Origin of the sequence: Streptomyces sp. NPDC001604, from assembly GCF_042893475.1 — a bacterium.
GTDB lineage: Bacteria > Actinomycetota > Actinomycetes > Streptomycetales > Streptomycetaceae > Streptomyces.
In genome coordinates this window covers 177,522-189,836 of record NZ_JBIAUY010000004.1, presented here as the reverse complement: position 1 = coordinate 189,836, position 12,315 = coordinate 177,522, and the positions used below count along the sequence as shown (strand labels likewise).

The following is a 12,315-nucleotide window of genomic DNA, read 5'->3' as shown; positions in this document are numbered from 1 at the left end:
TGTGTCAGCCCGCCGCCTCCTTGCGCCGTGCCCGGTATGCGGCCACGTGCAGACGGTTTCCGCAGGTGCGGCTGTCGCAGTAGCGACGCGAGCGGTTGCGGGAGAGATCGACGAAGGCGCGCCGGCAGTCGGGGGCCTCGCACCGGCGCAGCCGCTCCTGCTCACCGGCCACCACGAAGAAGGCCAGCGCCATCCCGCAGTCGGCCGCGAGATGGTCGGCGACGGAGGCACCGGGCGCGAAGTAGTGCACGTGCCAGTCGTAGCCGTCGTGGTCCGTGAGGCGCGGAGTCGTACCCGCGGCGGCGACCAGCTCGTTGATCACGCCGGCGGCGGTCCGGGCGTCGTGCGCCGCGAAGACCGAGGCGAACCGGCCGCGGATCTTGCGCACGGCCGAGAGGTCGAACTCCGAGAGCGCCCCCACATCACTGATTTCGTGGTTTCGTACGAAATCCTCGAGAGCCGCGACGTCGGGCAGTCCGTCCGGTGCCGCTTGGTCCTCCGGTGCGGTGTTCACCAGATCCACCACGGTGTCGAGCGCGCACCGGGTGTCGTGGGTGATCAGCACGTTTCGCTCCCTGGCCTGGGGGTCGGGCGGACGCCCGCCTCATGCTGGCCGATGGTAGTGGCTTGCCGCCCGGCTGCGGGCGGCCCTGCCACCGGGGCACCTTCCCCCCTGCCCCACGCACACACCGGCGCCGCCCCCACGACTCGATCGCGGCGGCGGCGCTGATGCGTACCGTATGCAGTTGTTCTGGCCCGAGCCGTCTCCCCGAGTCGACGGCGCCGGGCGGCTTCGTGGTGCCTCGCCCTAGCTCTCCGCCAGGATGTGCGAGAGCTCCTGATCGAGATCGAAATGCCGGTGTTCCGTGCCGGGAGGCACGGCGGCGTCGGTTCGCTTCAGGAAGGACTCCAGCGCCCGCGCCGGGGCTTCCAGCAGGGCCTCGCCCTCCGGAGAGCTCAGCGCGATGCACACGACCCCCTGACCGTGACTGCGCGACGGCCAGACACGGACGTCGCCGGTGCCGGTGGGCCGGTGCAGCCCCTCCGCGAGGAGGTCGCGGGCGAACACCCACTCGACGGTCTCCTCGGCTCCGGTGTGGAAGGTGGCGTGCACGGCGTAGGGGTCGGCCGTGTCGTACCGCAGGCCTGCGGGGACAGGCAGGGAGGACTCGCTCGACACAACGAGGCGCAGGTGCAGCTCGCAGCTGACCGTGGTGTTCATAAGCGCCAGGGCCTTTCGCTCAGTGTGCGCTCGGGGATTCGCACGTCGGCGAAATCGACATGCCACCTACGGTGCCGTTGTAAACCCCTCTGAGTGTTTTGCGTGCCTTTACGTAACTCTTCCGGCCGATGGGTCGTTCGCACGGTACGGCCATTCCGGTGACTGGTTTCCGCTCAGTAAAGTAAGGTAAAGTTTGGCCGTATGAATACGGGGAGTAACCGGACCGAGGGAGTGCCGGGCGAGGCTGCCGTGGAATCGCACGAGACGAGGCCGGGCGGGGCGCAGGACGAGCACGGGCTCGGCTCCAAGGCGCCGGCGTTCATCAAGAGGCGTCGCGCCCTGCATCTGAGCTGGCAGGTCGGGGTCTTCGTCGTCGGTCTCGCGGTCGTGGTCGCCGGCATCGTCATGCTGCCGCTGCCCGGGCCCGGCTGGGTGGTGATCTTCGGTGGCATGGCCATCTGGGCGACCGAGTTCGTCTGGGCCCAGCTGGTGCTCCGCTGGACGAAACGCAAGGTCACCGAGGCGGCCCAGCGGGCCCTCGACCCCAAGGTGCGGCGCCGCAACATCACGCTGACGGCGATCGGTCTCGTGATCGTCGGCGTGCTCGTCGGGACCTACCTCTGGAAGTTCGGCGTCGTGATGCCCTGGAAGATCAAGGACCAGTGAGCCACGCGGCAGGCGCGGGTGTCGCCGGGCGCCGGTTCCTACTGGTCACAGGCACCCGCTGACATGGGGTAATGTTCTTCCTGCGTCCGGGCGATTAGCTCAGTGGGAGAGCGCTTCGTTCACACCGAAGAGGTCACTGGTTCGAACCCAGTATCGCCCACCCGGACCGGCGGCCCCTCTGCGAGAGCAGACGGGCCGCCGTCGTACGAGCCCCCTCGGACGGGTCCCGCGCTCCGGCGGATTTCGGCCGAGCAACATCCTTGTGCGGACGACCAGTTGATGTTCGGTTCGTCGGTCGCAAGCCTCTCACCTGTGACATCGCGCCTCCGGCCGCGCATGCCGGCGCTTATGTGCCGTCAACTCGTCCGGCTGCTCGGTAAGAAATTCCTGTCCGAATCGTTGACGCACCCCGAGGCCCTCCGTAGCTTGTGGCGGCAAGCGCTTACTTGAAACGATTCATGCAGCTGGCGATGATGCCGGGGAGGGGCCCGACTGTGGGAACCAGCAGGAATGTTGAGAGGCGTACGATCCTCAGGGCCGCGGGGGCGTCGGCGGCCGCGCTGGGGCTGGCCGCGACGACGGGCTGCGGCGGCGACAGTGGCACCTCCGCCGACGGAACGGTGACGATCCGTTACTCGTGGTGGGGCGCCGACGAGCGGGCCAAGAAGATCAACCAGACCATCAAGCTCTTCGAGAAGAAGTATCCGAAGATCAAGGTGAAGACGGACTTCCAGGACTACGCCTCATTCTGGGAGAAGTTCCAGACGCAGGCGGCCGGTGGAAATCCACCGGACGTTTTCCAAAACGCCGTCACTTTCCTTCGGAAGTACGACAAGAGAAGCGTCCTGCTCGACCTCAAGTCCCAGATCGACGCGGGGAATCTGAGTCTCGGCGACTTCCGTGCGGGCGTCACCGAGGTCGGCGAGGTCGACGGCAAGCAGCTCGGCATCCCCGTCGGCTCCAACACGATGGCGCTGGTCATCGACAAGAAGGTCTTCCAGAAGGCGGGTGTCGAGCCGGCCACGGGCTGGACCTGGGACGACTACTTCAAGGCCCTCAAGAGCGTCCACGACAGGACCAAGGTGCCGGGCGACACGGGCTACTTCAGCATCATGTACCTGTACGACCTGTATCTGCGGCAGAACGGAAAGGCGTTCTACACCAAGGACGGGCTCGGTTTCGACAAGGCCGATCTGACGGAGTGGTGGCAGGACGGCTACGGCCGCGTGAAGGCCGGCATCATCACCGACCCCAAGATCGTCGAGCAGGACCGGCCCAAGTCCTCCCTCTCCGCCGGCCATGGGGCCTCGGAATTCACCTGGGACAACTTCACCGTCCGCTACACGGCCGAGGGCAGCAGCGAGTACGGCCTAGCGCCGATCCCCACCATGGACGGAAAGCACACCGGGCAGTACCTGGCCTCCCTGATGCTGAGCGCCTCCGCGCGCACCCGGCACCCCAAGGAAGTCGCCCAGTTCATCGACTTCATGGTCCACGACCCGGAGGTCGGCAAGATCATGGGCTACGACCGGGGCATCCTCGCCTCGACCCAGCAGTACGACGCGTTCAAGCCGACCGACCCGGTCAACAAGGAGATCGCGCAGTACGAGGCGGACACCGCCAAGGCCGGAGTCCTCGGAACGATCACCCCGCATCCCTCCGGCGCCGACACCATCGAGGCGGCCTTCCTGCGGATCGGCGGCGACCTGGCCCAGGGCAAGACGAAGCCCTCCGCCGCGGTGAAGCAGTTCTTCGACGAGGCGCAGGCCGCCTTCCAGGCGTAGCGCTCCGCTGGGGGCGCGGTGGGCGTTGAGTTTTGTCCGCTGCGCCGTCGTGGCTGGTCGCGCAGTTCCCCGCGCCCCTACAGGGCGCCACCCCAACCGCAGTCGCCTTCGCCGAGGCCCCCTGGCCCGGAACCGATTGGGAAGCACCGTGACGCTCGTCAAGGAATCACCGCCCGCCGCCCGGAAGGCCCGTCCCGCCGCCCCCGCCGCCGTCAAGCGGCGGGGGCGGCGGGAGAACCTCGCCGGCTATCTCTTCATGTCCCCGTGGATCGCGGGCTTCCTGCTCCTGACCGCGGGCCCCATGGCCGCCTCGCTCTACTTCGCCTTCACCGACTACAACCTCTTCAACACCCCGAAGTGGGTCGGTCTCGACAACTTCACCAAGATGTTCGACGACCCCCGCTGGCAGAAGTCGGTGGAGGTCACCGCCAAATACGTGATCATCGGCACCCCGCTGAAACTGCTGCTCGCCCTCGGGGTCGCCCTGCTGCTCGCGCAGAGCCGCCGCGGACAGGCCTTCTACCGGGCCGCGTTCTACGCACCCTCGCTCATCGGCGCGAGCGTCTCGGTCGCCTTCGTCTGGCGGTCGATCTTCTCCGACGACGCCGTCGTCGACCGTACGATGTCGGTCTTCGGCATCCACGTCGGCGGCTGGGTCGGCAACCCCGACTGGATCCTCTACTGCCTGGTCGCGCTCACCGTCTGGCAGTTCGGCGCGCCCATGGTCATTTTCCTGGCCGGGCTCAAGCAGGTGCCCAGGGAACTGTACGAGGCCGCCGAACTGGACGGGGCCGGGGCCTTCCGCAAGTTCTGGAGCATCACCCTGCCGATGATCTCCCCGGTGCTGTTCTTCAACGTCCTGCTGGAGACCATCCACTCGTTCCAGATCTTCGGCTCGGCCTACGTCGTCTCCAACACCGCCTGCGGCCCGGCCGACGCCACGCTCGTCTACACCTGCTACCTCTACCAGCAGGGCTTCAGGAACGCCCAGATGGGCTTCGCCTCCGCGATGGCCTGGATGCTGCTGCTCGCCGTGGCCCTGGTGACCGCCGTCCTGTTCTGGTCCCAGAAGAAGTGGGTGCATTACGAGAACGACACGGAGGACGCCCGATGAGCGCCACCACCCCCGCCACCCGGAAGCCGCTCGGTGGTCTCGGCCGCAGGCGCGCCGGCTCGCTCGTCTGGCACATCGGCTCACTGCTGGTCCTCGCGGTCGTCCTCTATCCCGTCGTCTGGGTGATCGGCGCCTCGTTCAAGCCGAGCAAGGACATCATCAACAGCCTTCAGCTGTTCCCCGCCCATCCCGTCCTGGAGAACTTCAAGGGCCTGGCCGACGGCATGGCCGACATCTCGATCTGGACGTTCTTCCAGAACTCCCTCCTGTACGCGGGCGGCGCCGTCGTCGGCATCCTGATCTCCTGCTCGCTGACGGCGTACGCCTTCGCCAAGATCAGGTTCGCGGGCCGGAACCTGCTGTTCTCGCTGATGATCGGCACGCTCCTGCTGCCGTACCACGTGCTGCTGATCCCGCAGTACGTGATGTTCCAGAAGCTGGAGCTGATCAACACCTATGTGCCGCTGCTCCTGGGCAAGTACCTGGCCACGGACGCCTTCTTCGTCTTCCTGATGGTGCAGTTCATGCGCAACCTGCCGAGGGAGCTGGACGAGGCCGCCCGGATCGACGGCTGCGGGCATCTGCGGATCTACTGGTCGATCGTTCTGCCGCTGTGCCGGCCCGCGCTCATCACCAGCGCCATCTTCACCTTCATCAACGCCTGGAACGACTTCATGGGCCCGCTGATCTACCTCAACGAGCCCGGCAAGTACACCGTCTCCCTCGGCATGATGATGTTCCGCGACTCCGACGGCGTCGCCGCCAACTACGGCGGGCTCATCGCGATGTCGCTGGTGGCGCTGCTGCCGGTACTGCTGTTCTTCCTCGCCTTCCAGCGCTATCTGATCGACGGTATGGCGACCTCCGGACTGAAGGGCTGAGGCGGTCACCATGGCCGGAGTGCGGGTGAAGGCACATAAGGAGTCGGTGTTCGCGGAGCGGTTCGGGGTCTTCGCCGAGTGTCTGCTCACCGGCGTGTGGATCGCGGTGGCCTCGCTGGGAGTGGTGACCTTCCCGGCCGCCTTCGCCGCCGGGGCGCGGCATCTGCGCCGTCGCACGGGCCATGAGGGCGGTGGCTGGCGGGAGTTCGCCCGCGACTTCCGTACGGCCGTGCGGGGCGGATGGGCCGCCGGGCTCGCCGGGTGGCTGGCGGCGGGCCTGGTCCGGGTGGACGTCCAGGCCGCGCGCGCCGGGCTGCCCGGGGGGCCGTTCGTGGGTGCCGTCGGCCTGTTCGCGCTGATCGGCCTCGTCGTGGCCGGGCTGCGTGCGGCGGCGGTGTGGGAGCCGGGTGCGGTGTGGCGGGTGCTGCTCGCCGAGGCCGGCCGCCGTACCGTCCTCGACCCCGCCGGATCCTTCCTGCTCGTCGGCGGAGTCGTCCTCGTGGTCTGTTCCGCCCTGCTGATCGCGCCCCTGGCGGCCCCCGTCCTGGGGGCCGTCGCGGCTGCGGCCGTCGCCGTGGAGGAGCGGTACCGACGCCGCTGACGGGCGGCGCCCCTCGTACCAGGTCGGCGCGCCCAGCGACCGTACGTCTCACTGTCATGCCCCTGACCAGCCGTACGCGAAGAAAAGTCCCTCCCGGAAGGAAAGGCTGAACTCTCATGTCTCCCATCCCCCGCAGGTCCCTCCTCAAGGCGGCCGCCGTCGCCGGAGCCGCCGCGCAGTTCAGCTGGGCCCCAGGAGCCAAGGAGGCGCAGGCCGCGCCCAGAGCCGAGGCCGCGGCCAGTGATCCCGTGACCCTGGACTGGCTGGAGGACGGCGGCCTGGGGGCCGCGCCCGGCTCCACCGTGGGCGTCCCCTGGCCGAAGGGTGTCCACCAGCCCGATCAGGCCTTCGCGCTCACGGACGCCGACGGCAAGGCCGTGCCCGTGCAGTCCTGGCCGATCGCGTACTGGCCGGACGGCTCCCTCAAGTGGTCGGCCCACGCGGTGAGTTCGGGCTCCGGAAAGCTCACGCTCGCCGCCGGTGACGCGGCGGCCCCCGACAAGAAGGTCACCGTCGACAAGAGCGGCGGCACCGTCGACGTCTCGACAGGCGTGATCACCGCCAGGATCGGCAAGAACGGTTCGACGATCATCAAGTCGGTGACCCGCGGCTCGACCGAGATCGCCAGGAACGGGCGGCTCGTCCTGATCCGCCAGCCGGAGATCGAGGACGAGGACCAGGGCACCGTCAGGACCGAGCGCTTCGACGGCGCGATCGGCGCGGTGACGGTCGAGCAGGAGGGCCCGGTCCGGGCCGTGGTGCGCATCGACGGCAAGCACCGCAAGGGCGACCGGAGCTGGCTGCCGTTCACCGTCCGGCTGTACTTCTACGCCGGCGCCGACTCCTTCCGCATGGTGCACACCATCACCTACGACGGCACCCAGGAGCCCGGCAAGCCGAGCGGCGACTTCATCCGCGGGCTCGGGGTGCGCTTCGGCGTCCCGATGCGGGACGCGTCGTACGACCGGCACATCCGCATCGGCGGCGAGGGCACCGGACTGCTGCGGGAGGCGGTCAAGGGCATCACCGGCCTGCGCCGCGACCCGGGCGCGGCCGTGCAGGCGGCCCAGTACGCGGGCCAGAAGCTGCCCGACCCCGCCACCTGGGACCAGCGGGTGACGACCCGGCTGCAGTACGTCCCGGAGTGGGGCGACTACACCCTTTCCCAGCTCTCCGCCGACGGCTTCACGCTCCGCAAGCGCACCAGGAAGGGCTACGGCTGGATCGCCGCCGGCGGCGGCAGGCGCGCCTCCGGCTTCGGCTACGTCGGCGGCGTGAGCGGCGGATTCTCCTTCGGCCTCAGGGACTTCTGGGAGAAGCACCCCGCCCAGCTCGACATCCGCGACGCCCACACCGACGAGGCCGAGGTCACCCTCTGGCTCTGGTCGCCCGAGGCGCAGCCCATGGACCTGCGCTTCTACCACGATGGCATGGGCCAGGACACATACGCCAAGCAGCTCGAAGGCCTCAACATCACCTACGAGGACTACGAGCCGAAGTTCGGCACCCCCTACGGCATCGCCCGCACTTCCGAACTCCTCTTCTGGGCCAACGAGTCGACCCCGGCCGGCGAGAAGCTCGCCCAACAGGTCGAGGCCGTACGCGTGCTGCCGCAGCTCGCCGCCCCGCCCGGGCAGCTCATCAAGGCCAAGGTCTTCGGCCCGGGCCTGTACTCCGAACCCGACCGCTCCACACCGGCCAAGGCGAAGATCGAGGACCACCTCGACTTCCTCTTCACCTACTACAAGGACCAGGTGGAGCAACGCCGCTGGTACGGCTTCTGGGACTACGGCGACTTCATGCACACCTACGACACCGTGCGCCACCAGTGGCGGTACGACGTCGGCGGCTACGCCTGGGACAACTCCGAGCTCTCACCGGACATCTGGCTCTGGATGGCGTACCTCCGCTCCGGCCGCGCGGACATCTTCCGCTTCGCCGAGGCCCTCACCCGGCACACCGGCGAGGTCGACGTCTACCACCTGGGCGACTGGGCGGGCCTCGGCACCCGGCACGGCGTCCAGCACTACGCCGACAGCGCCAAGCAGCAGCGCATCGCCAACACCACCTACCGGCGTTACTACTACTTCCTCACCGCCGACGAACGCGTCGGCGACCTCATGCACGCCAACGTCGACTCCGACGAGACCTTCCTGGTCCTGGACCCGCAGCGCAAGGTGCGGACGGACCCGTACACCCCGGACCGGCACGCCCTGTCGATCGGCTTCGGCACCGACTGGAGCGGTCTGGTGTCCGCGTGGCTGACCGAGTGGGAGCGCAAGGGTCCCAAGTGGGAGAAGGCCAAGGCGCGGGTGCTGTCGACGATGGAGGGCATCGCTGCCCAGCCCAACGGCTTCGTCCAGGGCAGCGGGCTGTACGACCTCGACACCGGCAAGTTCGCCGTCGCCTCGACGCCCGTGGTCTCCGTCTCGCACCTCTCGGCCGTCTTCGGGCTCAACGAGCTGTGCGCCGAACTCATCGACCTCGTCGACATGCCCGAGTTCAACCAGGCGTACTTCGACTACTGCCGGTACTTCAACGCCACGAAGGCCGAGCAGAAGGCCCGCTACGGCTCGGACTTCGGCACCCTGCTGCTGTTCCAGGGGCACTCGCGCCTGGATGCGTACGCCGCCGTCCAGACGGGTGACGCTGCGCTGGCCAGGCGGGCGTGGACGAAGTTCTACAGCTCGGACGGCTATATGGAGTCCTCGCCGTGGAAGACGGAGAAGCTGAGCGGGCCGGTGACGTTGGTTGCCGGCAGCGAGGCCGCTTGGGTGTCGTCGAACGACACTGCGCTGTACGGCCTTGCGGCCATCGAGAATCTGGCCCTTCTCGGCGACAAGATGCCGTAGCGCTCCGCTGGGAGAGCCGGGGAAGTGCACTCGTTCGTCGCCTGCGGGCCGTATGTGGCTGGTCGCGCCCACGCGGCGGAGCCGCACATTGACAGCGCCCCGCGCCCTTTGGGGCGCTTTCAGTTCATGGTCGTCAAGATGTCCCGTACTCGGCGGACATCCCTGAGTCGGCGTTCGTAGGTGGCCCCTAGCGCCAGCAGGAGCAGGCCCGCGAGGGCGAAAGGTACCCAGCGGGGGAGCGCGCCCGTCATCTGGACCAGGTACGGGGCCAGTTCGTGCAGGGCGTCGAGGACCAGTACCGAACCGCCGAGGACGAGAGGGGACTGGAGGCGGTGGCGGGCGCCCAGCAGGGTGGTCAGGAGGGCCGCCGTGCCGAGCAGCAGCGGGCGCGTCCAGTGCGGGTCGTTCCAGGCCGCGGCGAGGCTCGGCAGCAGCGTGGCGGACAGTCCGGCGCCGTACGCCGTCCACGACGAAGCCTGCGGATCGCGGGACCTGCGCCAGGCGCCGACACACAGCGCCGGGACGGTGACGGGGAGCGTGTACGCCTCGACGATGCCGACGTCCCAGGCGGCCAGCCGGACCCAGCCGGCCAGCAGGAACAGCGCGGCAGCCGCATAGCCTGCGGGGCGGCGGTCGGAGCGTACCGCCGTGCCCGCCGCGATCACTCCGCACAGGGCAAGCACCAGGGCGAGCATCGGCGGGGCGGTGATCGCGAGGCCGACGGCCAGCAGCCCGGCGGCGGCCCCGGTCACTTCGACCGGCACGCGCGCGTGGCTGTCGCCGAGGCGCGCGGCGAGCAGGGCCGCTGCCGCCGGAACCACCAGGACCAGCAGCGCCGTGTGCTGCGGTCGCCAGTCGGCCGCGAGACCTGTCCCGCAGGCAAGGGCGGTTGCGTACACCAGCGCGGCCGGGGCGGTGAAAGGCGCGAGGTGCGGCCGTAGCGAGGCAACGGCGAACAGTGCCGTCAGGACGGACAGCACGGTGAGCGTGGCCGTCTGGGAGGCCAGCGAGAGGAAGGCGAGGGAGACCGAACCGCCCAGGGCGAGCGCGGTGCCGGTCACGGGCAGGAGCCGGAAGCCCGCCGCCGCGAGGGCGGCTCCGGTCACGGCACTCTGCAGCAACAGGGCCGCGGAGTAGGGGAGTTGGAGGACCGCTGGCAGCGTCATGACGGTGGCCCAGGCGAGGAGTGTCGCGCCGGTCAGCGCCTGGGGCCGCCGGGTCTCGCCGCGGACCAGCAGGGCCAGCACGGCCGCGACGACCACCGGGCCGAGGAGCAGCTGACCGGGATACGGCGGCCACGGCATGTGGACGGCCACCGCGGCCCGCGCGTCCGAGGGCGCACCGGTCCACCAGCGGTCCGCCCAGCCCAGCGGGCCCAGCAGCGAAACCACGACCAGCGGCAGCGCACAGGCGACGGCGACCGCCTGTACCGCCGCGGAGGCCTGGACGAGCCCCCGCCGCACAGGCTCGGGCAGCCGCACCCGCAAGGCCGCCAACAGGGCGACACCACAGGCCAGGTACCCCGGTACGGTCCACCCGGCGGGAAGCGCCACCCGTAGCACGCCGCCGACCGCAACGACCAGGAGCAGCCCGCCCGGCACGGCATTGCCCGACGCCACGGCCGGCTTCGGCAGCCGCCAGGCGGCGACCAGCGCGATCGCCGCCGCAAGGGTGAGGAGCGCCGCCGCACGGGCGGCGGCGCCCGGACCGGCTGCATCCCACGAGAGCCAGCCGGCCGTCAGTGCACCCAGGGCGCCCGTGCCGTACGCGCCGACGGCGGCGAGGACGCGTACGGACCTGGTGGTCACCCGGAGCGCCACACCTGTGTCGAACCCGGCCGTCACCAGCAGCGCGGCGGCGATCCCGGACGACCCTGCGCCGGCCGAGAGCGCCCAGAAGAACAGCGGGAGTTGGGCCGCCGCCAGTGCGGCGGGCAGCGGCAGCCGCAGCTCCGCCGCACGCGGCAGCAGACCGTACGCCGCCCAGAGCCCCGCCAGCAGCGCCGACGCGACGGCCGTGTATCCCGCTCCGTCCGTGCCCATGAAGGCGACCTGCTGCAGTGCGTACGCGTCCAGCACCGTCACCGCCAGCCCCAGACCGGCCACCGACTCGGCCGTCGAACGCAGCCCGCGGCGCAGCAGGACGAACGGCGCACCGAGCGCGGCCACCGTGACCGCACCGAGCACGAGGGCCCGTTCCGCGATCCCCAGTTCCCCCCAGCTGACCAGCGTGAACACCATCGCGGCGACGGTGAGCAGGACCCCGCCGAGCAGCAGCAGAAGGTTCTGCACGCCGGGTGCGGTGGCCTCCGGGCGAGACGCCTCTACGGGCGCCTGCGGTGCCTGGTGCACGGGGTGCGCCGCCTGGAGCGCGGCGACCAGCCAGGCACGGCGATGGAGCAACTGGGCCCGGCGGGCGTCCAGTTGCCAGAGCTCGGCGTCGAGGAGCCGCAACTCCTCGGCCGGGGGCGGAACATGCGTCATGCCTCGGAGTGTGGTCCGCGTCACGTCGTACGGCATGAGTGCAGGTACTCACCCGCATACTCAGATCCCGCCACCGCGGCTCGGATGCGAGGGCGAACGCCCCGGGTACGGGCAGACTCCCGCCATGGACTGGACGCACTACCGCTTCCGAAGCCTCTGGGCCCTGCCCGCCCCGCCCGCCACCGTGTACGAGGTGCTGGAGCGGGCCGAGGAGTACCCCCGCTGGTGGCCCCAGGTGCGGGAGGTGACCCGGCTCGACGACACCACCGGCGTCGTCCGGATCCGCTCCCTCCTCCCGTACGACCTGCACTTCACCGCCCGCGAGACGCGCCGAGACCCCGACGCGGGTGTCCTGGAGATCGCCCTGTCCGGTGACATCGAGGGCTGGGCGCGCTGGACGATCACCGCCGGGGGCGCCGGCACCCTCGCCCGCTTCGAGCAGGCCGTCGTCGTGCACAAGCCGCTGCTCAGGCGGTTCGCCGTGCCGGGCCGGCCGGTGTTCCGCGCCAACCACCGGCTGATGATGCGGGCCGGACGGCGAGGCCTGGTCGCGTACCTGGAAGCGGTTTGAAGGAAACCCGTGAAGACCTGTATGGTTCAGTGCGTTCCCGGGCGATTAGCTCAGTGGGAGAGCGCTTCGTTCACACCGAAGAGGTCACTGGTTCGAACCCAGTATCGCCCACCGGGAAAGGCCGGTCCGCAGCAGCGGACC

10 protein-coding genes and 2 tRNA genes are annotated in these 12,315 nt (G+C 69.8%); 9 read left to right on the top strand and 3 right to left on the bottom strand.

The features are described 5' to 3' along the window. Positions 1–4 precede the first annotated feature (4 nt). Positions 5–565: a CGNR zinc finger domain-containing protein gene (locus ACFY1E_RS13920; protein WP_389075240.1), complete on the bottom strand. Its 561-nt coding sequence runs from the start codon at positions 563–565 to the stop codon at positions 5–7. A 243-nt stretch (positions 566–808) separates the two neighbouring features. Next, positions 809–1,222, bottom strand: a complete 414-nt coding sequence (locus ACFY1E_RS13915; protein ID WP_004002642.1) for an SsgA family sporulation/cell division regulator — start codon at positions 1,220–1,222, stop codon at positions 809–811. Positions 1,223–1,423: 201 nt separating this feature from the next. Here ACFY1E_RS13915 and ACFY1E_RS13910 point away from each other — a divergent pair, with 201 nt between their 5' ends. The 7 genes from ACFY1E_RS13910 (at position 1,424) to ACFY1E_RS13880 (ending at position 9,120) form a co-directional block, all read left to right on the top strand. Further along, positions 1,424–1,888 carry a TIGR02611 family protein gene (locus ACFY1E_RS13910; protein ID WP_389075238.1) on the top strand — a complete coding sequence of 155 codons (465 nt, stop codon included), beginning with the start codon at positions 1,424–1,426 and terminating at the stop codon, positions 1,886–1,888. Between the two features lie 88 nt (positions 1,889–1,976). After that, a tRNA-Val gene (locus ACFY1E_RS13905) sits at positions 1,977–2,048 on the top strand. Between the two features lie 334 nt (positions 2,049–2,382). Continuing rightward, positions 2,383–3,672, top strand: a complete 1,290-nt coding sequence (locus ACFY1E_RS13900; RefSeq protein WP_389075235.1) for an ABC transporter substrate-binding protein — start codon at positions 2,383–2,385, stop codon at positions 3,670–3,672. A 148-nt stretch (positions 3,673–3,820) separates the two neighbouring features. Continuing rightward, complete coding sequence (locus ACFY1E_RS13895; protein WP_389075233.1) at positions 3,821–4,786, top strand: carbohydrate ABC transporter permease; 966 nt, start codon at positions 3,821–3,823, stop codon at positions 4,784–4,786. Further along, positions 4,783–5,667 carry a carbohydrate ABC transporter permease gene (locus ACFY1E_RS13890; RefSeq protein ID WP_389075230.1) on the top strand — a complete coding sequence of 295 codons (885 nt, stop codon included), beginning with the start codon at positions 4,783–4,785 and terminating at the stop codon, positions 5,665–5,667. Before ACFY1E_RS13895 ends, ACFY1E_RS13890 begins: the two co-directional genes overlap by 4 nt. A 10-nt stretch (positions 5,668–5,677) precedes the next feature. Then, positions 5,678–6,268: a hypothetical protein gene (locus ACFY1E_RS13885; RefSeq protein WP_389075228.1), complete on the top strand. Its 591-nt coding sequence runs from the start codon at positions 5,678–5,680 to the stop codon at positions 6,266–6,268. A gap of 116 nt (positions 6,269–6,384) precedes the next feature. Then, on the top strand, positions 6,385–9,120 hold the full coding sequence (locus ACFY1E_RS13880) for a Tat pathway signal sequence domain protein (RefSeq protein WP_389075225.1): 2,736 nt from the start codon (positions 6,385–6,387) through the stop codon (positions 9,118–9,120). Between the two features lie 119 nt (positions 9,121–9,239). Here the strand turns inward: ACFY1E_RS13880 and ACFY1E_RS13875 are convergent, their stop codons facing one another. Further along, positions 9,240–11,603, bottom strand: coding sequence for an SCO7613 C-terminal domain-containing membrane protein (locus ACFY1E_RS13875; protein ID WP_389075223.1), 2,364 nt, complete (start codon positions 11,601–11,603; stop codon positions 9,240–9,242). Between the two features lie 124 nt (positions 11,604–11,727). Between ACFY1E_RS13875 and ACFY1E_RS13870 the strand changes: the two genes are divergently transcribed. Together ACFY1E_RS13870 and ACFY1E_RS13865 are read left to right on the top strand one after the other, a co-directional pair. Further along, positions 11,728–12,174 (top strand): SRPBCC family protein, encoded by a 447-nt coding sequence (locus ACFY1E_RS13870; protein WP_389075221.1) that lies wholly within the window; start codon positions 11,728–11,730, stop codon positions 12,172–12,174. Positions 12,175–12,213: 39 nt separating this feature from the next. After that, positions 12,214–12,285 (top strand) — tRNA-Val (locus ACFY1E_RS13865). Positions 12,286–12,315 lie beyond the last annotated feature (30 nt).